18 protein-coding genes are annotated in these 22,258 nt (G+C 61.0%); 11 read left to right on the top strand and 7 right to left on the bottom strand.

The window, feature by feature from the left end; translation table 11 throughout:
- The 3 genes from VKV28_05325 (at position 1) to VKV28_05315 (ending at position 5,761) form a co-directional block, all read left to right on the top strand.
- Positions 1-1,929 (top strand): sulfatase-like hydrolase/transferase, encoded by a 1,929-nt coding sequence (locus tag VKV28_05325; GenBank protein ID HLH76212.1) that lies wholly within the window; start codon positions 1-3, stop codon positions 1,927-1,929.
- Positions 1,926-3,014: a sulfotransferase gene (locus VKV28_05320; GenBank protein ID HLH76211.1), complete on the top strand. Its 1,089-nt coding sequence runs from the start codon at positions 1,926-1,928 to the stop codon at positions 3,012-3,014. The genes VKV28_05325 and VKV28_05320 overlap by 4 nt, the downstream gene beginning before the upstream one ends.
- Positions 3,015-3,154: 140 nt before the next feature.
- Positions 3,155-5,761: a M1 family aminopeptidase gene (locus VKV28_05315; protein ID HLH76210.1), complete on the top strand. Its 2,607-nt coding sequence runs from the start codon at positions 3,155-3,157 to the stop codon at positions 5,759-5,761.
- A gap of 255 nt (positions 5,762-6,016) precedes the next feature.
- Here the strand turns inward: VKV28_05315 and VKV28_05310 are convergent, their stop codons facing one another.
- From VKV28_05310 to VKV28_05300, 3 genes are read right to left on the bottom strand one after another with little or no spacing between them, the layout of a single operon-like run.
- Positions 6,017-6,508 carry an AAA-associated domain-containing protein gene (locus VKV28_05310; protein ID HLH76209.1) on the bottom strand — a complete coding sequence of 164 codons (492 nt, stop codon included), beginning with the start codon at positions 6,506-6,508 and terminating at the stop codon, positions 6,017-6,019.
- Positions 6,508-7,266, bottom strand: a complete 759-nt coding sequence (locus VKV28_05305) for an ABC transporter ATP-binding protein (protein ID HLH76208.1) — start codon at positions 7,264-7,266, stop codon at positions 6,508-6,510. Before VKV28_05305 ends, VKV28_05310 begins: the two co-directional genes overlap by 1 nt.
- A 36-nt stretch (positions 7,267-7,302) precedes the next feature.
- Positions 7,303-9,012 (bottom strand): ABC transporter permease subunit, encoded by a 1,710-nt coding sequence (locus VKV28_05300; GenBank protein HLH76207.1) that lies wholly within the window; start codon positions 9,010-9,012, stop codon positions 7,303-7,305.
- Between the two features lie 339 nt (positions 9,013-9,351).
- Here VKV28_05300 and VKV28_05295 point away from each other — a divergent pair, with 339 nt between their 5' ends.
- Positions 9,352-10,464 (top strand): cobalamin-independent methionine synthase II family protein, encoded by a 1,113-nt coding sequence (locus VKV28_05295; protein HLH76206.1) that lies wholly within the window; start codon positions 9,352-9,354, stop codon positions 10,462-10,464.
- Between the two features lie 719 nt (positions 10,465-11,183).
- Positions 11,184-11,846: a hypothetical protein gene (locus VKV28_05290; protein ID HLH76205.1), complete on the top strand. Its 663-nt coding sequence runs from the start codon at positions 11,184-11,186 to the stop codon at positions 11,844-11,846.
- 282 nt (positions 11,847-12,128) lie between these two features.
- On the opposite strand, the gene rpsU is transcribed toward VKV28_05290, so the two are convergent.
- Both rpsU and miaB read right to left on the bottom strand, forming a co-directional pair.
- Positions 12,129-12,326, bottom strand: coding sequence for a 30S ribosomal protein S21 (gene rpsU, locus VKV28_05285; protein HLH76204.1), 198 nt, complete (start codon positions 12,324-12,326; stop codon positions 12,129-12,131).
- 246 nt (positions 12,327-12,572) lie between these two features.
- On the bottom strand, positions 12,573-13,907 hold the full coding sequence (gene miaB, locus VKV28_05280) for a tRNA (N6-isopentenyl adenosine(37)-C2)-methylthiotransferase MiaB (GenBank protein HLH76203.1): 1,335 nt from the start codon (positions 13,905-13,907) through the stop codon (positions 12,573-12,575).
- A gap of 140 nt (positions 13,908-14,047) precedes the next feature.
- Between miaB and VKV28_05275 the strand changes: the two genes are divergently transcribed.
- Entirely contained in the window at positions 14,048-14,218 is a 171-nt protein-coding gene (locus tag VKV28_05275; GenBank protein HLH76202.1) for a hypothetical protein, read from the top strand.
- A 68-nt stretch (positions 14,219-14,286) separates the two neighbouring features.
- On the opposite strand, the gene VKV28_05270 is transcribed toward VKV28_05275, so the two are convergent.
- The gene (locus tag VKV28_05270) at positions 14,287-15,597 is read right to left on the bottom strand and encodes a DUF1329 domain-containing protein (protein ID HLH76201.1); all 1,311 of its coding nucleotides are present in this window, start codon (positions 15,595-15,597) and stop codon (positions 14,287-14,289) included.
- Positions 15,598-15,624: 27 nt separating this feature from the next.
- On the bottom strand, positions 15,625-15,996 hold the full coding sequence (locus tag VKV28_05265; GenBank protein ID HLH76200.1) for a hypothetical protein: 372 nt from the start codon (positions 15,994-15,996) through the stop codon (positions 15,625-15,627).
- Between the two features lie 365 nt (positions 15,997-16,361).
- On the opposite strand from VKV28_05265, the gene VKV28_05260 reads away from it, so the two are divergent.
- The 5 genes from VKV28_05260 to VKV28_05240 all read left to right on the top strand — a co-directional run bounded on the left by VKV28_05260 (position 16,362) and on the right by VKV28_05240 (position 22,112).
- Positions 16,362-17,201 (top strand): CmcJ/NvfI family oxidoreductase, encoded by an 840-nt coding sequence (locus VKV28_05260; GenBank protein ID HLH76199.1) that lies wholly within the window; start codon positions 16,362-16,364, stop codon positions 17,199-17,201.
- A gap of 30 nt (positions 17,202-17,231) precedes the next feature.
- Entirely contained in the window at positions 17,232-18,062 is an 831-nt protein-coding gene (locus VKV28_05255; protein HLH76198.1) for an alpha/beta hydrolase, read from the top strand.
- Between the two features lie 240 nt (positions 18,063-18,302).
- Complete coding sequence (locus VKV28_05250) at positions 18,303-19,706, top strand: selenium-binding protein SBP56-related protein (protein ID HLH76197.1); 1,404 nt, start codon at positions 18,303-18,305, stop codon at positions 19,704-19,706.
- Entirely contained in the window at positions 19,703-20,341 is a 639-nt protein-coding gene (locus VKV28_05245) for a hypothetical protein (protein HLH76196.1), read from the top strand. The genes VKV28_05250 and VKV28_05245 overlap by 4 nt, the downstream gene beginning before the upstream one ends.
- Before the next feature lie 448 nt (positions 20,342-20,789).
- Positions 20,790-22,112 (top strand): DUF1329 domain-containing protein, encoded by a 1,323-nt coding sequence (locus VKV28_05240; protein ID HLH76195.1) that lies wholly within the window; start codon positions 20,790-20,792, stop codon positions 22,110-22,112.
- Positions 22,113-22,258: the final 146 nt, after the last annotated feature.

The raw sequence follows: 22,258 nt of genomic DNA, 5'->3' as shown, positions 1-22,258 counted from the left end.
GTGGCCGCTCCGCTTCGCGCGGCCGCCCCATTGCAACTGTGGTGGCTGTTGTTCCGCAACCTTGCGGTTCAGAGCCTGCTGTTTTTGCTCCCCGTTTTGGTCACCCAGCAGTTGCACGCGCTGTCCTTTATTCTTTCCACGCGTGGCGCGATCGCGGAACTGGCCCTGGAGGGCCTGGTAATCGTGCTGCTGGAGGCAACGGTGGCCGCTTTACTGACCATCTTGCTTGCCCTCGGCCATGCGCTTGATCTGTTGCCGGCCGGAGCAGACGGCGCTTGCGCCGGGTTTTTAGCCACCGTCATGAGCCTCATCTGCGTCCTGGAATTTTTAAGCCCACTGGATGGAATCGTCGGTTTGCGAGCCAGTTCGGCAGTGCAGCTTGCGGCAATCGCGCTAACCATCGCGCTATGTGCGCTTTGGGGATGGCGGCGGGTGTTTGCCCGGCTGACCCGGCTCAATGCTTCGGCCCAAGTTGTGGTGGGGGTAATTCCGCTGTTGTTGGTCGTGGCCTTGAGCGGAGGCTACGGCTGGCGCAGCTTCGATCCGATGCCACATGCTTCCACGGCCGCGGCCGATCCGCCTTCCCGACCCAATATCATCCTAATCAGCCTGGACGCCCTCAGCGCGCAGGACATGTCGCTGTACGGTTATCGCCGTCCAACCACACCTAACCTTCAGCGCCTGGCCCAGCGCAGCTACAATTTCGTCAACTTCTCCAGTACCTCGGATTTTACCACGCCGGCCACCGCTTCGCTGCTAACCGGCCAGTACCCGATTTCAGACCAGGTCTTTCAGCTCTACGGCCATGTCCCGCGCCGATGGAGCAAACGCAATCTAGCCTGGTTGCTGCGCGCGCACGGCTATACCACCGCCGCCATTGTCACTAATCCAGCGGCTCATCCGCTGACCCTGGGTCTGAGCGATTCATTCTCGTATTTGCCCCAACCACCGATTACCCACTGGCTTTATCCCGGCACTTTTCTGCTTCAACTGCGCCATAGCTTGCTGTTCGACAGCGCCAACGCCCTGTCATTGTTTTTTTTGAAGCTGAGCGGGAGATGGTTCAGCAGTTTCAATCAGCACGGCTGGGTCGAGCCCCGGACTGTCTTCGCAAGGGCTGAAAGCTTCATTGGGGGCTGCCCTGAACCGTACTTTTTGTGGCTACATCTGTATCCTCCGCACGCACCCTATGTGAACGATCCGCGCTACCGCGGTCTGTTCCTGAGCGGGTCTGCTTTCACTACCCAAAGCCAATATCTGCGGCATCTGCCGGGGCCGGCCTACTCGTCCGATCAGCAACCCACTATCGACCAACTGCGCGCGCGCTATGATGAAAGCATCCGCGAGGTTGACGATGACCTGGGGGAGTTCCTGAGCTGGCTGCGCCGTCATCAAAGCGGCAACGTTATTGTCGTCGTGACCGCCGATCACGGCGAGAGCTTCTCGGGCGGATGGTACGGCCACAGCTCGCCCTATCTGCGGTACTCCGAGACGCACATTCCGCTGCTGCTGTCGTTGCCGGGGCAGGAGCGCGGCTTCGACGCGACGCAGGACGGCGATCTGTCCGATGTTGCGCCGACGCTCCTGGCCTTGTTACACATCGCGCGGCCGACCTGGATGGATGGTCATTCGTTGCTGGCGCCTGCCAGCGCGAGCCAGCCCTGGGGTCCCAGTTTTTCGATGTATCTGGCCCGCGCTCGCCCGCAAAGCCGCCCTGCTTATGGCACCATCGCGGCCACCTCGAGAAATTTCCACTTGGTGTGGTATTTTCCCAATCAAGGGGTGCAACTGTACGATGTGCGGCAGGACCCGGATCAAACCGATAACCTGGCCTTAATCTATCCCCACGTGGCGGCTGCGCTGATCGGCTCGATCCGTCAACGCTTTGGCGGACAATTGGATCTTAACGCCTCGGCGCCGCCCTCGTGAGCGCCGAGAGTTGGTCGCGTCCGCTGCTCAATTTCGACCTGCGCGCGTGGCGTGGGCTGCGCCGGCGCAATCCCTCGTCGCTCGGCTGGCAACTTGAGCTGCGATGTTATGTGGCGGGCGGAATGCTATCAGCCCTGGGCGCGATCCAGCAGGCGCTTTACAGGGGGGCCCTGCAGAAGCTGGAGCTGCGCCCGCCCCTGTTTCTGGTGGGGCACTGGCGCAGCGGCACCACCTTACTGCACGAGTTGCTCGCCCTGGATTCCAACTTCCTCACGCCCAGCACCTACGCCTGCTTCAATCCTCAGCATTTCCTGTTGACTCGGCACGCCGCGGCCAGCTCCGCCCGCGGCATGCTTCGTCCCACCGGGGATATCGAGGTCAGACCCGACTCGCCGCAGGAAGAAGAGTTCGCGCTCCTGTGCCTGGGCGCGCTCTCACCCTACGAGGCATTTTTATTTCCCGCCGCACTGTCCCAGGTGGCCGAGCTCAGCGACCCAGGGCGATTCAAACCGGCGCAAGCCCGTCGTTGGGACCAGACCATGACTTGGATTCTCAAAGCCATCGCCTACGCCGGTGGGGCGCATCGGCAACTGCTGCTGAAATCGCCTCCCCACTCCTTTCGCATCGCCCGCTTGCGCCGCCTATTCGAGGGCGCACGGTTTGTGCGAATCGTGCGCGAGCCGGGGGCCGTTTTTGCCTCGACCTTACGCTTGTGGGAGAGCATGTGGCAGCGCTACGCGCTGTCCCCGCCGCCGGCGCGCGAGGTTCTGATCGACGAGTTATTGAAGATCGGATTGGACCTGGATCGCACCATGGGGGAAGAGCTGGACCGGCTGCCGGCGCACGACGTCGCCACTGTGCGCTATGAGGCGTTGGTGACGGACCCCTATCGCACCATCGGTGCACTCTACGCGCAGTTACGCCTGAAGGAGCCCGCCGGCTTGCGCCCGCGCATCGAGGCCTACCTGCTGCGCCATCCGACTCCGGCCAGGCTGGCGCAATCCTCCGATCACCCGCCATGGCGCGCGCGAGTCGAAAGCGAGTGGGCGGCCCTTTACGAGCGCTATCAGTATGGGCGAGCTTGATTGCCCAAGGGCGGAGAAGGGCGGCTGGCGAAGGGCGGTCACGATTCGCGTCATGGCGTGATTGCGTGGCGGGGGCTGGCCGCTCTACGATCACGGCTTGCGTCCTCGCGGCAAACCGAGCAAGGCAGGCGACACCGTAGATGCATAGACCAAGGTTTCTGGATCGAATGGCCGCGGAATTGGGCGATGCCCACGCCTTTTGTTCCCGCTACGGCGGTCGGCGGGCCTTTCAACCTGCTTACGTTGAACCCAAGTGGTCGCGCGATCGAGCCGTGCAGGTCTCCCATATTCAGCTTCGCCTGGCGCTCGATTTTAAAACCCAGAGCCTGGCAGCCACCGCCACCCATACCATCGAGGTGCTGGCCGAAGAATTGAGTTGGATCGAGTTCGATCAGGTCGATTTGTCATTTAGCGAAGTTCGAATTGACGGCAGCGCGGTGCCCTTCGAGAGCCGCGATGGGAAGTTGCGGGTGATCCTGGCACGGCCCCTGGCGGTGGGTGCGAGGGCTGAGATTGCGATCGATTATTGCACCACCCGCCCGCGTCGAGGATTGTACTTCGTGGCGCCCGACGAGGGCTATCCCGACAAACCTCGCGAGGCCTGGACCCAGGGCGAAGATGAAGACAGCCGTTTCTGGTTCCCCTGCTATGACTATCCCAACAACAAGGCGAGCAGCGAAGTCATCGTTACCGTGCCGCGCGATTTCTTTGCCTTGTCCAACGGCGCGCTGGTGGAAATCACCGACGATCCGACGGCGGGGCTTAAGACTTATCATTGGCGCCAGGAGCTGCCTCATTCGGCATACTTGATCATGCTGGCGGTGGGCGAGTTCGTCGAGATCGCGGAGCGCCATGGCCAACTGCCTGTGCTGTATTATGTCCATCCTGGACGCGAGGCGGACGCGCGCGGCGCTTTTGGTAACACGCCGCGAATGATCGATTTTTTCGAGCGGCGAATCGGCGTCCCTTATCCCTATGCCAAGTACGCCCAGGTCGCGGTCAGCGATTTTATCTTCGGCGGGATGGAAAACATTTCGGCCACTACTCAAACCGCCGATACCCTGCACGATGCGCGCGCCCATCTGGACTTCAGCAGTGATCCGCTTGTCGCCCACGAACTGGCCCATCAATGGTGGGGTGATCTGGTAACTTGTCGCGATTGGGCCCACGCCTGGCTCAACGAGGGATTCGCCACCTACTTCGAGGCGCTGTGGTGCGAAGAGGATTTGGGGCCGGACGAATTCGCTTGGAACCTCAAGCAGGATCGTGAGAGCTATCTGGCCGAGGACAGCAACCATTATCGCCGGCCGATCGTGTGTAATCGCTACCAAGCGCCAATCGAGCTGTTCGACCGCCATCTGTACGAAAAGGGCAGCTTGGTGCTGCACATGCTTCGGCGCCTGCTCGGCGATCGGCTTTTTTTCAAGGCGCTCCAGCTTTACGCGGTTCGCCATCGGGCTCAGAACGTCATCACCCAGGACTTGCAAAAGGCCTTCGAGGACGCCACCGGTCGCAATCTGGACTATTTTTTTGATCAATGGGTCTACAAAGAAGGCCATCCCGAGCTAGAAGTCTCCAGCCATTATGATGACAAGACGAAGTTGGTGACCATCACCGTTAAGCAAAATCAACGAGTTACGGAGAAGACCCCGCTGTTTCGTCTGCGCGCCACCGTGGCTTTGATGGATGGGGAAGGTGGGGAAATTCGCCATCAAATCGAGATTGCAGCGAGCGAACAGAGCTTCAGTTTCCTTTGCCCGGCCGCGCCCAAGGCGGTTCGTTTCGATCCCGCCGCCGACTTGCTCAAGACCTTGCACCATAAGCGTGGGCGCGAGGCGCTGGAGCTGATCCTGAGCAAAGCGCCCGAGGCGATCGGGCGGGCCGAGGCCGCGACCGAGTTGGGCAATGAAGGGGGTCCGGCCGCGATCGCGGCGTTGCGCCACGCCCTGCTCAACGATCCGTTCTGGGGCGTGCGCGCCGCCGCCGCGGCCGCTCTGGCTCGCATCCGAACCCCGGAGGCCTTGGCAGCCCTGCGCGACGGTGTAGCGGTTACGCCACCCAAGGCCCGACGAGCGGTGATGCGCGCGCTGGGCGCTTTTCGCGCGCCCGAGGCCGCCGACGCGCTCTTGCAGCTCCTGCACGATAAAGACGACAGCTACTTCGTCGAGGCCGAAGCGGTGTTGGCCTTGGCCAAAACACGCGATCCACGCGCCTTCGACATCGCGCGCCAGGCGCTGGAGCGCGACTCCTATTTGGACGTGATTCGCGCCCACGCCCTCAGCGCGATGGCGGAATTGCGCGACCCGCGCGCGATTGAGATCGCCAAAGAGCGTAGCGCCTACGGCCGTCCTGTGCGCGAGCGGCTGGCCGCCATCGGTGCGCTGGGCCAGCTCGGCCGCGCCCACGAGGGGCGGCGCGAGGAAATTCTGGAGCTGCTGACGGGGCTGGTTGACGACCGCGCCTTCTCGGTGCAAATGCGTCTGCCGGGTGCGTTAGAAGATCTAGGCGACCCGCGCGCCTTGCCGGCGCTTTACCGCTTAGCCGAGCGTACCCTGGATGGTCGCCTGCGCCGGCGTGCCGAGGAGAGCGCGGCAGGGTTGCGTGATTCGCGCGCGGCGGCGGAAGAAACCCAGCGCCTGCGCGATGAACTCGATCGGCTCCGCACGGAAGGCCGCAAGCTGCTGGAGCGCTTGGAGAAGGTCGAAAGTTTGAGCAAAAAGGGCGAGCCCACCACTCCCTCGGAGTAGGCGGTGGAGCAGCGCGCGAGGCCTGCTACCCGTGGGCTAATCGTGGAGCATCGGGTGGCGCGGGGATTTCGCGCGCGTTACGGGCTCTGACCCGCAGCTGCTGGTCAGTCGATCCGAAGAAGCGCGGTGTCCGCGCGGCCCGCTGACGCTACGGTGGCTTCAAGACCAAGCCCGCGCTCGCGCTCTTGGGCACCTTCGGCCTGATATGCGGCAAGCACTCATGCTCCGTAGCACCCGGACCGTGTCGAGGGCGCCCTATTCCTGATCCAGGTAGAAGCGATCCTCGTCTTTGTTGTAGCCGAACAGTTCGGCGAAGCGGCCCCAATTGACCAGGGTGTTGAAGAGTTTTTCCGGGTCTTCGTTGGGAAGCAGCATGGCCAGGTGTTCCAACACCACTTCCTTGGCCAGCGAGCGTTCTTCCTGGGTGCCCAGCAGCCGCACCAGGTAATTGAACAGCCCGTGCTCGCGCAGACGCTGGCGCAGAATAAGTTTGCGCTCGTTGATGTCGGCCTCCAGGAACTGTTTACCCTGGGGCAGGAGCACGAGGTCGCCGCCCGGTGTGTCAACCAGCCGCAGAATCTCGGCTGCCTTCATTACCTTGAGTAACTCGCTCAGGTTGAAGTTGAGGTCGCGGGCCAGCTTGTAGCCGTCCTCACGGCCGCCGCGCTCGTCGAGAATCTCAACCAGGCCGAAGACCTGCGGCAGATTGATGTCGGGAATGGGATAGATGCCGGACGCGCTAGACATCAGGCACGCTCCTCGATCAGCGAAAAGATGCGATCCGTCAAGCTGTTAAAAGCCTCGGTGCGCTTGTCGCGCGGGCGCGGCAGTTCGATTTGCAGGTCGGCGACGATGCGTCCAGGGCTGGCCGCCATCACGATAATCCGGTCGGCCAGCTCAACTGCTTCCTCGATAATGTGGGTGACCATCACCATGGTATGCACGGGCATATCGGGTAATTGCCACATGTCCAAAAGCTCCCCGCGCAGGCTTATCGCGGTCAGCGCGTCCAGAGCCGAAAACGGCTCGTCCATCAAAAGCACCTTGGGTTCGACCGCCAAGGCGCGGGCAAAGCCGACCCGCTGTTTCATCCCGCCCGAAAGCTCGCGTGGATAGGCTTCTTCGAATCCATCCAGACCGACTTTGTCGATATAAATGCTGGCCCGCCGTTCCCGTTCCACCAGCGGCACGCCACGCGCCTCCAGGCCCATCTCGACGTTGGCCTTGACTGACAGCCAGGGCAGCAGGGCGAAAGATTGAAACACCAAGGCGCACTCGGGGTTGATCCCGTCGATCTGACGGCCTTGATAAAGCACCTGACCGGTGGAGGGCGGAATCAAGCCGTTCATGATCCGCAACAAGGTTGATTTACCACAGCCCGAGGGGCCCACCATTGCGATAAACTGCCCCTGTTCGATGGTAGTCGAGATCGAATCCAGCACCAGTAGGCGGCCGCGGCCGCGGCTGAACTGCTTGGAAACCGTTTTGAGCTCCAGCAAGGCCATGGGTCTGCACACTCTGAATCACGCATCGGCGAGGCCCTAATAATCCACTCGAAAGCGCTCGGTGCAGAACTGGTAGAGCGGGCGCCAGAATAAGCGGTTAAGCGCCATCACGATTAGAACCATTGAGAGCAGACTAAGCAGGATCATGGTGCCATTTCCAGACTCGTAGGTGGCTCGGTCCAATAGCGCACCCAAACCGAGCACCTGGTAGTGGCGACCACGGTAGATGAAATACTCCGACAGGATTAGCGCGTTCCAGCCCCCACCCCAGGCGGTGATGCTGCCGGTGATAAGCGAAGGCATCAGAGCCGGGATCATCACCTTGCGCCAGGTCCCCAGGCGAGAGAGGCCGAAGCTACGGCCGGCCTCTATCAGATCGGTGGGGACTTGGCGTACGCCAGCCAGCAGATTGAAGAGCAAATACCACTGCATGCCGGTTAGAATCAGCAGTACCGCGGCCAAATTCATGTTACCGGTCAGCCGGATGACAAACAGCACCAGTACCGGGAACAGGGCAGTGGCCGGCATCGAGCCGGCGATTTCAGCCAGCGGCGCCACGATCCGCGAAAAGCGTGGGCTATCCGCCGCCAGCAAAGCGCAGGGCAAGGTCCAAGCCAACGAAATCAGATAGGCGAGCAATAGCCGGGCCAGCGAAGCCAGCGCGGCCAGTGGAATGAGGCGGGCCTCGCTGGGCCAGGGGCGCGCCAGGGTGCGGACCAGCACCACCATCCCGTCGATCAGGATGTAGCCGAGCAGCCCCAGGCTCAGGGCCAGGGCCGCCCACTTAAGCAGCCGCAGGGGGCCTTCCAGATGCCAGCGCGGATAGGTTGGCTTGCGCGGCAGGCGTCCCTGCAATTTCACCAAGGGCCGGAAGAGAGCGCGAAAAAGATGGCGGAAATTAATGCCCCAATCCTCCAGCACGGTGAAAATGCCCACCGCGCCAGGCTCCTGCGAGGCGGCAAATTCATAGCGAAACTTGGCCGCCCATTGCGACAGCGGCTGCCAGACGAAGACGTCCATTATCAGGATTATCGCCAGCAACATCGCCAGCCCGGCCACTAACTCTCCCGTGCGTCCCTTGTCGGCCGCCTCCATCAGGAAGCTGCCCAAACCGGGCAGCCGATAATGGGCCGGGCCTACCGCGATGATCTCGCACGCGATGAGAAAGTACCATCCCGCCACCCATGACAAGATGGAGTTGTAGACCAGCTTGGGCACGGCTGCGGGCAGATACAACCGCTTGAGCCGGAGCCAGCCCTTGACGTTGAAAGCGTCCATGGCTTCCAGCGAATCGGCTGGGATGGTCTTTACCGCCTCGTACACTCCCAGCGCCATGTTCCAGGCTTGGCTGGTGAAGATCAGAAAGATCGCGGCTAGTTCCACGCCCAGCCGGGTGCCGTTGAACAGGGCGACGAAGAAATAGATCGCGGCAGGAAAAAACCCCACTACCGGCACCGACTGGGCGATATCGATGGCCGGAATCAGGAAGCGCTCACGCCGGGGTGAGGCAGCCGCGTTGAGGCCGTATGCGATGGCGAAGAGCAGGGAGAACACATACGCGATCAGCATCCGGTAGAACGAGCAGAAGGCGTAGTAGGGCAGATTGCCCAAGGCCACGCTCAGATGGGGCGGCAGGATGGTGGCGCGATGGCGGTACTGGAAGAACAGCGCCAGCAAGCCGGCCAAGGCGGCAAACCAGCTCAGCCAGCCCAGCATGCGGCGCAGATTGGGAAGGCGCAGTTCCATCGCGGTTGCTGTCGTGCCTTGAACGGCTCCAATCGCAGGTATCGCCGATGGCTGGCGGAGCCGCGAGGGCCACCTGACCTGTACGCCGGGCGATCATCCTGAGGCCTTCCTGAACGTTCCCTGGTCCTGTCCTTAGCCCGCGGCCTTGCCCCGGTCTCATGCAATACCGGGTGCCGCGGGCCCCCGAAGGGTCATCAAACCAGCTCTGCCCCTCCACCGCCGCAGAATTTTCCCCCACCCGCCCCAACTGTGCAACCGTGGGCCGAGGAATTTGCCGCATCCGTCCGCCAGATTGTAAAGTCGCGCATGAACGGCGATCCTAAGCTCAGGAGTAGCAGCATGGACAGATTTTATCGCGCCGACGTCATCGGCTCGTTACTGCGCCCGCCTTTTCTCAAACAGGCACGAGCGGCCTGGGAGAGAGGGGAGCTCAGCGCTCCGCAATTTAAGCGGATCGAGGATCGCGCTGTAGATGGGGCGATCGCCCTGCAAGAAGGGGTGGGGCTGGAGGTAGTGAGCGACGGCGAGATGCGGCGCAGTCATTTTATCTCGCCGCTGAGCGACGTTATCGAGGGGGCCCAAGTGATTCCGGCCTTCAAACGCACCTGGCGTCGGCGTCAGAGCGCGAACGAGGAAGGGCGCCAGATTGATTTGCAGGTCCAGCTTGCGATTGTCAGTCCGATTCGGCGTAAACGTTCCTTCGCCCACGAAGAATTCGCTTATCTGCGCGCGCGCGCCCGTGCCGCCCTCAAAATCGGCCTGCCCAGCCCCTTGATGATGGCGCTGCGTTACTCGCCTGAATATTCCAAGAGGGCGTATCCCGATCCCTTCACGCTCTTTCGCGATGCCGCCCAGATCGTACGCCAGGATGCCGTCGAGCTGGCCGCGATGGGCTGCCAGTACATCCAGATCGACGCGCCGGAACTGGCGATGCTGTGCGATCCGGTGCGCCGCCAGGAAGACTTTGCCGCTCGTGGAATGGATCCGCATCGCATGCTGACCGAGGGCTTGGAGATCATCAATTCGGTTGCTACCGTGCCCGGCGTCACTTTCGGCCTGCATCTGTGTCGCGGCAACAACGAGGGCTATTACGTGGCCGAGGGCGGCTACGAAGCCATCTCGCGAGAAGCCTTTACCCGTGCCACCAATTTCAGCGTCTTTCTGCTGGAGTACGACGACTGGCGCGCAGGTGGCTTTGAACCGCTGCGCGACCTGCCCCAGGACAAGCGACTAATCTTGGGCCTTATCTCAACCAAGCAGGAAACGCTGGAGTCTGCTGCCGTGATCGCCAAGCGGATCGAAGAGGCGGCGCGCTACTTTCCGCGCGAACAGCTCGGACTATCGACCCAATGCGGCTTCAGCTCGACTTGGGAAGGCAATCCGCTTAGCGAAGGAGCACAGGCCGCCAAGCTACGGCTGGTGGTCGAGATGGCCCACCAGCTATGGCCCTGAATCGCGCGCCGGGCCCGAGTGCGACAACTGAGGCGTTATTTTCAGGGCAGTTTGGATTCGCTGCCAGCGCCCTGAGCCACGAAACCCGTGGCTTGAATGAAGCTCTGTCTTTAAGAATAGCTTTCAGCAGTGAAAGCGCCCAGAAGTCAGTTTTGTACATGAGCGGCCGTGCCCTATCAAGGTTGTATAATGAACGGGATAGCGCTTTGGTGCTTTAAAAGTGGGGCGAAAGGTTTACGCTGGGGTGGCCAATAGTCACGGATTCATAATTTTGTCAAGCACAATGCTTGTTATTCCCATACTGCTACTTGATTGCTCTAGCCTTCGCCGCGCGCTACACAATAGTTCCGTGCCATGCGCATGGGGTCGCGGTTAGCGGATTGGGGGCGCGATGGCGGTTGGCTATGCGATGATAAAACGAGCCATCAAGTCATTGCGATGCACGCGCTGCTGGCAGGGACTCTTATGAGTCGTTGGCCGAGTTGCAGCGTTAGCCGCACGACGCCTTTGCCCGCTCGGCGGGCAGCTTCCCAGTTATTGCTCTCAGTTTTAAATTTTGCGGGTCTTGACGCCGACAGTTGGTCGCGACCTGCGCGGCAGTTAGTTGCCCAGCCCACGCAGGTATGCCTGGGCTGGCTGGCCTGGCCGGTGCCTCGATAGGGAGGAAGCAGCCTTTGAGAGATGGACCATCGGTGCGCCGGTCATTAAGATCGGCGCGGTTGGAACCCCAGCCGGCGCCATCATCGTCGACGGCGTTGCTTGTCTGTGCCCCTAATTCCAGCGCGCTTCGCACGCTGGAAACTCGTCAGAGCGCAGCCTACCATGCCACTCCAGCGCCAGCCTCGCTTACGCCGACGCTCAAGATGGAAACCTACCTGCCGCTCAATCTGCGAGGGTTTCTGCTCCAGGAACTGGGCTCGAAGGTACGCATCGACGACAACATGATTACGGCGGCCGAGCCGGTTGCGCATGAGGCCTTCATGCGCGAATTGGCCCGTGCGATTCGACGCTTTTCCTTCAAACGAGCCCAGGAATCGTGGATCGAGGCCGTGATTGGCAGCGACGCGCTGGAGCAGGCGATGGCCGAAGCGGCGCTGGGCTTGACCCAGGTCGTGCTCTGTCTGGGCTGCGGCCGTCTAACCCTGACTCCGGATGCCTTGGCCGCCCATCGCAGTTCCACCTGCCTACCAGTGGCTTTACATCACGCGATGGCGCGAGCCGAAGCCGGAGAACTGGCGGCCAGCGCGCTGCGGCCATTGCTATACCAACTAATTCAGAGCTTCCGCGACGAACGCCAAGCGCACGGGCTACCTCACTTCGAATTAGATTACTATCTGCGGGCAAGCCAAATAGTCTTTACTTGGCAACCGCGCTCGGGGTAGCCAAGCTTCCATTAAGCCTCGGTGGTGGAGGGTTAAGCCGGCTGCCTCGTCATCGTTCCTTCCAAGGGCTCAGCCTTGCGTGGTCGCGCGCCGGGTGTGGGGAATAGCCGGGCGCTGCCGTTATCAATGGAACCGAAGCCGCGAATGGCCTCCAGCACGCTTATCGATCAAATACGCGCGGGCGAGGCCATGCGCCGCCAACCGAACACGCTGGCTGTGCTCGCCTATCGCCGAGTGGTCACCCGCTATCACGCGGGGGATATGGCTGGAAAATCGCGGATGCTAAACAGTGGCGGCGCGGCGACGGCGTTGTTCCTTGCGCCGGCGACGTTGGGCTTCGGAGCGCTTGCGCTTGCGTCGAACGCTGGGCTTTTCGTAAAAAGCCCGCTTTTTCATCTCTTTGAAAACCCCCTCTTTGGCCAGCTTGCGCTTGAGCACCCGCATGGCCTGATCCAGGGAGCCTTCTACTCTGATCTCCATTACGCCTCCGCAGGGCAAGACCCTTAGGCGCCTAAGCTTAAGGCCGGCCTCGAAGAGTGTCAATCAGGTTGGGAACCAGTGGGGATGTCAAAATACGCGCGGCGGAGCGCTCAGCACCGCCTCAGTGGTGCCAGTCATCGTGCCCGCCGATCGGACACGGGGGTGCAATCTAGCCGCGCCACTGACGACCGCAAGGCTCCTGAAGACCGGTCGGCAGGAGCAGGGCAGGGCTTCGTCGAACGATCCTTACAAAAGCGCGCGGCCGAGCAGCGAATGGCTGGTGGCTGACTCGATTCGTACCGCCACGGTGGTACCGGGAGCTATCTGGCTCGGGGTGGAGAAGACCGCGGTTTTGAACTGCGGTGTTTTACCCATCAGCAGCCCGTCGCCGCGCCGGGCTGCTCCTTCCACCAGCACCTGACAGACCTGACCCACCCAAGCCTGGTTGCGCTGCGCGGAAATGCGCTCCTGAAGCTCGATTACGGCGGCCAGCCGGCGCGCCTTCTCGGTCTCGCTGACTGAATCGGGGCGTGCGGCGGCGCGGGTATGCGGGCGGCGGGAATATTTGAAGGTAAAGGCGGAATCGAACTGCACGGTGCGCATCAATTCCAAGGTGGCGTCAAAATCTTCCGCGCTTTCCTCGCAAAAGCCCACGATCAGATCGGTGGAAAGCGCGAGATCGGGAATGGCGGCGCGTAGGCGTGCGACCAGCGCGAGATATTCCTGCACGCCATAGCCTCGCCCCATCGCAGCCAGCATCCGATCCGATCCCGATTGCACCGGCAGATGCAAATAAGGCTGAACCTTGGCTTCGCTCGCCATCGCCTCGATCACCGCCGGACTCATGTCGCAAGGATGGGGTGAGGTGAAACGGATGCGTTCAATACCCTCCACGCCGGCCGCGGCATGCAAGAGGGCGGCGAAGTCCACCGCCTCGTCGCGATAGGCGTTGACGGTCTGTCCCAGCAGGACCACTTCCCTGACTCCGCGTCGGGCCAGTACACGCAATTGTGCCATCAGCGCGGCTATTGGCACGCTGCGTTCGCGCCCGCGGACATAAGGGACGACGCAGAAGGCACAAAATCGGTCGCATCCGCGCATGATAGTCACATAAGCGCGCACGCCGCTTTCCCAATCTGGGTCGAGATCGGCGTAAGTCTCGTTACGGTCCAGGCGTACGTCGACTACCGGATCGAAACCGGCGTCGGCCAGCATCCGAGGCAACTGGCGATAAGCATCGGGGCCTGCGACCAGGTCCAGGTAAGGTGCCTTGCTGAGCAGCGCGGCGCGATTGTTTTGAGCCATGCAGCCTACCAGCCCTAGGCGCAGCGCGGGTTGCCGCTCCTTGAGCCGGGCCAGCTCCGATAGCCGGCTCAGCACCCGCTCCTCGGCGTGTTCGCGAATCGCGCAGGTGTTGAGCAGGATGACGTCGGCCTGTTCGGGCGCATCCACGCTGATATAACCGGCGCGCCGCAACTGGCCGCCGATCAGTTGAGAATCGGCGACGTTCATCTGGCAGCCGTAGGTTTCCAGATAAAACCTGGGAGTCCAGCCAGCATTATCGATAGGTGCGTGGTCCATGGCGGATGACCCGGAGCGATCTTACCCGCCTGCCGCCGCCGCACACAATGGCGTGCGCTTTGAGATGAGCCTTGAAGAGCCGGCCCGAGGTGATTAATTTTTGGCCTATGACGCAGGCGCCTAAACAAGCTTTTGAGCGTATGGAAGCTACCCTCTTGGCCTGTCCCAAATGCCGAGTCGCGGTGCCCGTGCGCAAGCGTCTGCTGCTGGTTTTGCCCACCGGCGACAAGTACGAGTATGTCTGCCCGCATTGTGGCTCGACCTGCGGCAGTACGGTAGAGCGCTCGCCGCAAGGCGGCTGGTTGGGTTAGCCGGCAAGCGGAAAAATAAACCGAGAGGGTGGGAGCTTACGCACCCACCCTCTCGGTATTCAGCCACACTATTGGACGATCTGGTTGAGGCCGCCCGGCGTCGCGTAGCGGTCCAGATTGAGGAAGCGCTTAGGCACTTCTTGATTGAACCACCAGTTCACGAAGGGAAAGGTCGAAGAATTGTCCACGTTCTGGACATCGGGGTTGAGATGGGCCCACAGCCCGCTGTAGAAGGAATACCCCCCTCCAGGAACGGGCTTGGCGGGATTGTAGTTGTACTGTCCGCGCCAGTACTTGCCATTCTGATCGAAATCGTCGTAGGCGATGGTCATCACCTGCTCTTTATCCAGCCAGATGTAATGGTTGGCTTCGCAGTAACCCGCGGCGTAGCGCGGCAAGCGCTGCGTGGCGAGCTGATACCACACGCGCACTTCCCAATGGCCGCCCAAGGAGTCCTTGGGCCAGATTCCGTAATGGATGTCCCAGTTGCTCTCCTTGGTGGCCTCGATCAGGCGATTGGGCGGTACCACATAGGTGATCTCCTGCTTGGCGCCCAGGAATTGGGCTTTGAACCAGACCGGCGGCAGTTGGATGCGCGAGTGGTCGTCGTAGCTGAAATTGGAAGAGGCGGTAAAGGGGGCGCAGCGCGCGGCCTGAGATAGTTGTAGCACCCGCCGGATACTGGGAATGAAGGCATAGTTCTCCGGGATCCGATCGGGATCGCTGTAGTCCCATTCCAAACCCGATAAATACTGAATCTGAGTCGGAAATTCCTGTTCAATCGAGCTGGCAAAGTATACGCCATCCTTGTCTCCAGGCGAGCCTGGAATAACCATTGGATAGGCCGGATCGCTGTTATGCGACAGGACATAGTTGCCGATCCATCCCAGGGTGTCGGACCGATTGCCATAACGATCAATGGAGATGGTGTGCAGCCCATCTCCGGACATCATCGCCGGCTGGTACTGGAAATAGGCGTCGTACATCAGCTTGAAGCCGGCCAGCGGGTCCTTCATGTCCAGAGTGGGAAAGGGCATTCCGGCCACATAGCCCTTCATCCGATAACTGCCGTCGCCGGTGGGCTCCAACGTTACCTGCTTGCTGTATTTCTCGGTTGCGTCCCAGAAGCTGTGCGGGACCGGATAAGAAACCGTGGGTTTGATTACGATTTGATAATCGGCAGGCATGCTGAGTTGCACCTGGTTCATGGTGCATTCATGCCCCAACACCTCGGTCATGTGATCGAGGTATTGCTGACAGTTGGCTTTGGTTATGACGGTGCCAACCGGGATTTTTGCGAAAGGGTCGGCGTTGGCGGTACCGAGCCCAGCGATTGCCAGTAGTCCCACCGCGACTACCAGACTAATCAGTCTATTCATCCTACTATCCCCCGCTAGTTATTCTTCTCAGATGCGTTTGCTGTCCAAGGGTTGCAAATGACTCTGGCGCGAAGGAAACGAGCAATCGCCATCTTCGCCCCGAGCCACTCGTCGCGGCGTCATCGGGCGCAGCACCGGATTGGCAAACAGGCCACCAGCACGCTCGCGCGGCTCGCGAAAAGCCGCAGGTTTGAGCAGCAACGTTACCGGCTTTAATTTAACCGGCCCGAAGCCCAGATTGAGATAGACGGAAAGCTCGTCGGAGTGATTCCAGTCCGAATTGCCGGCGATGCTAGTGGCTATCGGAGGAGGTGCGTGCAGCGCCTCCATGGCGTCGGCGGGTGGCAATGCGACCACCGCGCCAATGATGCTCAGCGCAAGTACGATTCTGACCAGCATGTGCGGCAAACTTTGTTCCCCCAGTGGGTAACGACCGTTCCCGACCCCAAGCTTCGAGCCGTAGGCCTCTCGCTCCGGCAGAAAGCTCGCACGTATCGCACGCTATGGCTGACCCCTACGCCCCCACTGTAACAAGCGGTGGCCATCTGCAATTGATCCATCCCCACGGAGCAATTGCCGAATTGCACGTACGCTACAAGGTGGGGTTCGCGATTGTCAAGGTGCGATTGCGGACGTGGCCGCGCCTGACGCTGCCATCGGGCTAACGCAACAATGCGACGTCTGACGCTTTGCCAAAGCGTCCGCGCTTTGTAAAGCTGCAAGATAACGCCAAGCTCCGGCTTCGCCGGGCGAGGAGAGAGAACATGGCCAGCCAGGTAGCCTCGCAGATAACCGCGCCGCTCAATTACCTGGGCGAGATGGACGAAGCGCCCTACAGCTATCGTTATGCACCGCCGGCTGGGGTGCCGATGACCAACGTTCGCCACGATCCTCGCCCGCAGCCGATCCATGATGGGCGGCCGCTGGTGGACGAGCTGAGTCTGGATCGCCAGGGCTTCATGTTGCTGCGCAGTCCCACTATGGTGCGTGATTTCTACGACGAACAGGAGGTGCGCGCGGTCTACTATCCGGAGATCGAAGCGTTGGCCAAAAGCGTGACCGGAGCGGAGAAGGTGCTGATTTTCGATCACACCCTGCGCTGCGCCGCCTTGGCCAAGCGAGGCGAGCGCGGGGCGCGCGAGCCGGTCCGCAACGTGCACAACGATTATACCGCTAATTCGGGTCCCCAACGCGTACGCGATCTGCTGGAGCCGGCCGAGGCCAAGCTGCGTCTTAGCCGCCGCTTCGCCGAGATCAACGTCTGGCGGCCGCTGTCAGGCCCCGTGTTGGAATCGCCGCTGGCAATCTGCGACGCTCGCACCATCGCGCCCGAAGACCTCATTCCCAACCAATTGCGTTATCGCGACCGCAACGGCGAGACTTATTCTGCACGTTTCAATCCCAACCATCGCTGGTACTACTTTCCGCGCATGGAACGCGACGAGGTGGTCTTGCTCAAGTGTTACGATTCGGCCCTGGACGGCCGCGCCCGCTTCACCATCCATACCGCCTTTGATGATCCGACCTCGCCGCCATGGGCTCCCGCACGCGAGAGTATCGAAGCGCGGATGCTGCTATTTTTCGCCGCCACCGCAGAGACCTGAACCCGGTTGGCGGCTCGAGGAAAGACCAGGATGCCATATGTAGAAGCGATCGACCGGACCCGCCTCTATTATGAAGAAGTGGGAGAGGGCAAGTCGGTGGTGTTCGTCCACGAATTCGCCGGCGATTACCGCACTTGGGAGTTGCAAATGCGCGCGCTGTGTCGGCGCTATCGCTGCGTGAGCTTTTCGGCGCGCGGCTACCCGCCCTCCGATGTGCCGCGCGACGGCCTGCATTATTCGCAGGACTTGGCGCGCCAAGACGTGATTGCGCTTATGGACCATCTGGGCATAAGCCAAGCCCATGTGGTGGGCCATTCGATGGGAGCCTATACCACCTTGCACGTCGGCCTGCTCCATCCCGAGCGCTGCCTGTCCTTGACCGTCACCGGTTGCGGCTTTGCCTCTCATCCCGACCAGCGCGCCGCCAGCCTGGAGCTGATCGAGCGCAACGCCGACTTGTTTGCGCATGCCGACATCAAGGTCGCTGCTGCCCAGTATGCCGACGCGCCTAATCGTCAAGCCTTCAAACGCAAGGACCCACGCGGCTATGCTGAATTCGTCAGCCGCTTAGCCGAACATTCGGGCTTGGGCAGTGCCCTGACACTGCTGGGTGTGCAGCGCCGCCGCCCCACCCTGTGGGAGATGCAAGCGGAGCTGAGCCGACTCAGCCTGCCCCTGCTGGTAATCTGTGGCGACGAAGACGAGGATTGCCTGGATGCTGGCCTGCTGCTCAAGCGAACCGTGCCGCGCGCCGCGTTGTCGATCCTGCCGCGCAGCGGCCATTGTCTGCCAGTGGAGGAGCCGGCGGCCTTTAATGCCGCCCTGTTTGACTTTTTTGCCACGGTGGAAGCGGGACATTAGGATCGACGGCGGAGTGACGCCGGGCCTGCACGCTTGGCGACGAGCTTGAATTCGACTCGCAAAGCAACTAAACAGCAGGGCATGAGCGCGGGCGCGGTGCTGCCGGCCGGTTATGCCTGTGCCACAGCCTTTACGGGTACTGTCCGCGCGCTGCAGCCGAGGTTATGACCGTGAGCATCCATCAACGCTGAGCAAGCCCAAGGTGCGGCCGTGGGCCGCCACAAAGGAGTAATTTTTTCGATGGCTCTATGGAAACCCGATCCCAGTTTTTATCCTTCGGCCCGTCAGGCCTCGCAAGCCCCGCCCGAAAAACTAGCCTACGTGGTTAGCTTCGATCCCCAGGCTGCTCTCGGTCAGGCTCATGGGCGCCATGATGCGCTCAACGTACTCGATCTCGATCCCGCCTCCTCCAGCTTTGGCAAAATCGCCGGCCGTTTGGAGATGCCAGGGATGGGCGACGAGATGCATCACTTTGGCTGGAACGCCTGCAGCGCCGCCCTGTGTCCCTATGCGCCTCATCCCCACGTCGAGCGGCGCTACCTGATTGCTCCCGGTCTGCGCTCCTCGCGCATCTATATCATCGATACCAAGCCTGACCCGCTGCGGCCGTCGATCGCGCGGGTGATCGAGCCCCAGGAGCTGGCGGCACGCACCGGCTACAGTCGCCCACATACCGTTCATTGCGGCCCCGACGCGATTTACCTAAGCGCCCTAGGTGCGCCCGACGGGAACGGGCCGGGCGGCTTGTTTTTGCTCGATTGCGAGAGCTTCGATGTCCTCGGGCGATGGGAAGTCGAACGCGGAGCGCAGAATTTGGCCTACGATTTCTGGTGGCATCTGGGCTACGACGTCGCCATCACCAGCGAGTGGGGCACGCCCAACATGATCGAGAATGGGCTCGATCTGGAACTGTTGACCGGTGGGCGCTACGGCCACGCGATCCACCTGTGGGACCTGCGCCGGCGCCGCCATCTCAAGACTCTGGACCTGGGCGCCGAGTATCAGATGGCATTGGAATTGCGCCCCGCTCACGATCCGACCAAGGCCTACGGCTTTTTCAACGCAGTGGTCTCGACCAAGAACCTCGCCTCCTCCATCTGGCTGTGGTCCCATGGCGCCAACGGATGGGAGCTCAACAAGATCATCGAGATTCCGCCCGAGCCCGCCGATCCGGCCCAACTGCCGCCCGCGCTCAAACCGTTCAAAGCGGTGCCGCCACTGGTCACTGACATCGTTCTAAGCCTCGACGATCGCTTTCTGTACGTCGCCTGCTGGGGGACTGGCGAAGTGCGCCAGTATGAGGTTTCCGATCCGCGCCATCCGCGCCTCACCGGGAGCGTGGCGATGGGCGGGATTGCTCGTCACGCCGCCCATCCCAAGAGTGGACCCCTCAACGGCGCGCCGCAGATGGTGGAACTGTCGCGCGACGGCCGCCGATTGTATTTTTCCAATTCGCTTTACGGCGCCTGGGATGCCCAGTTCTATCCCGAGGGAATCAACGGCTGGATTGCCAAGGTTGATGCAAACCCCGAGGGTGGGATGGCGGTCGATCCAAATTTCTTTGTCCCCTTTGAAGGCGAACGACCCCACCAAATCCGCCTGCAGGGTGGAGACGCTTCTTCGGATTCTTACTGCTATCCATGATCGCGGACTGGCCGTGGTTGGCGATTTGCCTGATGGGCGCCTACCACGGCCTCAACCCGGCAATGGGTTGGCTATTCGCGGTTTCGCTGGGCTTGCAGGAAGGAAAACGCACCAAGGTTGTTCAAGCCTTATTTCCCATCGCTTTGGGGCATCTGGCCTCGATCGCTCTGGTGGTCGCGCTGGTGGACTGGAGTCGACTGATAATCAGTCCGCGCGCGTTGGAATGGGGTGGAGGCTTGGCGCTCCTAGCCTTCGGCCTGTTTCGCCTGTGCTCCTCGCGCTGGCATTACCGCTGGGTCGGGATGCGGGTCAGCAGCCTGGACCTAGGCGTGTGGTCATTTCTTATGGCTTCGGCCCATGGTGCCGGCTTGATGCTGTTTCCCATCCTGATCAATCTGCCGGCCTGCGGTCTTACGCGTACCATTTCGACCGCGTCTACCTGGGCGGGCGTAATTGAAACCGGGAGTGCGGTCGTGATCGTCCATACCTTGGCGATGCTGCTGGTGATGGGTGCGGTCGCGCTGCTGGTTTACGATCGTCTGGGCCTGGCGATCTTGCGCAGTGCCTGGATCAATCTCGATAAGCTGTGGGCGGCCACGCTGGCTGCCTGCGGCCTGATCGTGCTGCTGGTCTGACAGCGATTAAATAAGCGAGTCCCGATTAAACGCTGCAAAAGATGGAAGGTCCGCCACGACGGCTCCTTTCGTCATTCCCGCGCGCCTGTCTGGCGCGCGCGAGGAATTCCGGATTACGGAAGCCGCGCGCGAGGATGAGGGGGAAGAATCGAGTAAAACAGCTCGGCCACTTTGACAGGCAGGGTTCGGTAATGATGGTAATGGACCCACGCCGGATCGTGAAGCTGCTCCGAATTGACCCCTGGGTTGGGACGCGCGACGCTGGAGCCTTTTTTGTGTTTTGCCGAGATAGTTTGAAACAAAACAACTTTACTGAATGTGCAAAATCGGAGAAAAACAAGATCGGCTCGAGAACCGGCGCGGAGGATTTCGCTGGCCGCGGTTATCTTTATTCACGATGGGTGTAGGGGCTCGTCAAGTCATTAAACGGGGAGTGCTAAACAATTTCATGGAACACAAAACGTTCAAATTCGTGGGCCTGTCGCTGGCTCTGCTCTTGACGTTCAGGGTTGGCGGGGCCCTGGCCGATTCGTCGACCCCGTTGCCGGTGGGCACGGTCATCACCAAGGCCAATTGCGCGAAGTATCTCGACCACATGGTTGAGGTGCTGGGTCACGAATGCACCTCAACCGCCGTCCAGACCAGCATTCCCAGCGACTACCAGATAGTGATTGGACCCACCGGTTCCTACCCCCTCCCCGCCAGCTATTGGGCAGCTACCGAAAAGTACAGCAAGCAGGTCACTTTGGTGCCCACCGCCGACGGCGGCTACCTCATCAAAAACTACATCGCGGGCCAACCTTTTCCCTTCGCCCAGCTCAGTACCAAAGATCCGCTAGCCGGCTACAAGCTGATGTATGACGCCTATTTTCAGTATCAGCCGGCGCGCATGATCGGCTACGGTCTGCGCTCCATCCTTACCGATCGCTACGGCAACCGCAGTGAAACCGACACCATCACCGGGGCCTACATGCTGGAACACAATACCGACCCCGCCTATCCGATGACGATGCCGAATTCGCCCGGTACCAAGCATGGAGTGTACATGGTGCTGTATTCGGAATTGCTTTTTCCCACTCAGCTTCAATATCTGTCCGGAGTGGAATGGGATTACAGCGATCCGGATCGGGTCCCCGAGAATTGGGCCTACATCCCCAGTATCCGGCGGGTCTTGGAACTTTCGCAGGCCGCTCGCTGCGCTCCCTACACGGCTACCGCCAACTTCAGTTATGACGACCATTCGCGCATCCAGCTACCCGCGGCTTGGTTCAAAGCCCAATACCTGGGCACTAAATATGAAATTGGCTACGTGGTCCCCACCGATCGGCTGAAGGCCTCCACCGAGGATAAGAATTGGGAATTTCCCTACAACCAATGGCCCTTGCCCTCGTTGGGCGGTCATTGGGAAACCCGCGCCTACTTGCAATTGGCCACCGAGCGGCTGCCACGTTACGCTACCGGCTATTGCGAAGCCAAGCATTACATCTGGCTGGACAAGGAGCAGACCGCGACGGTGGATTACGACGACTTTGACCAGAACGGTAATTTTTGGCGTGGCGAGTACAACTTCCTGCCAGTCAAGCCGGTTCCGGGGGGAGGCTATTCCTTTTATAACGGCACCTACGGCATGCAGAACCCCGATTTCCAGAACCTGAGCAACTCCACCCTGAGGCCGTTTCCCAAGTTCTGGTACAATCAGGATATTCCCACTCGCTTTATGAACCTGGATCGCTATGCCACTCCAGCGGGTCTCAACGAGGTCGTACAGTAGGCGATCGTTCCAGCGATCACTACTCGGGCCTCGGCAGGCCGCCTCCTGGATAAAAAAGATGGCCTGCTTTCTCAATCTTGTAACCCTGATTGGGGTGAAGAGCGAGGAAGCAGGCCGCGCGCTGTACGCCTCACACAGCTACTTCC

Source organism: Candidatus Binataceae bacterium (genome assembly GCA_035294265.1).
Lineage (GTDB): Bacteria > Desulfobacterota > Binatia > Binatales > Binataceae > DATGLK01.
Note: the sequence above shows the minus strand (reverse complement) of the source record. Positions and strands in the feature narration are given on the sequence as shown.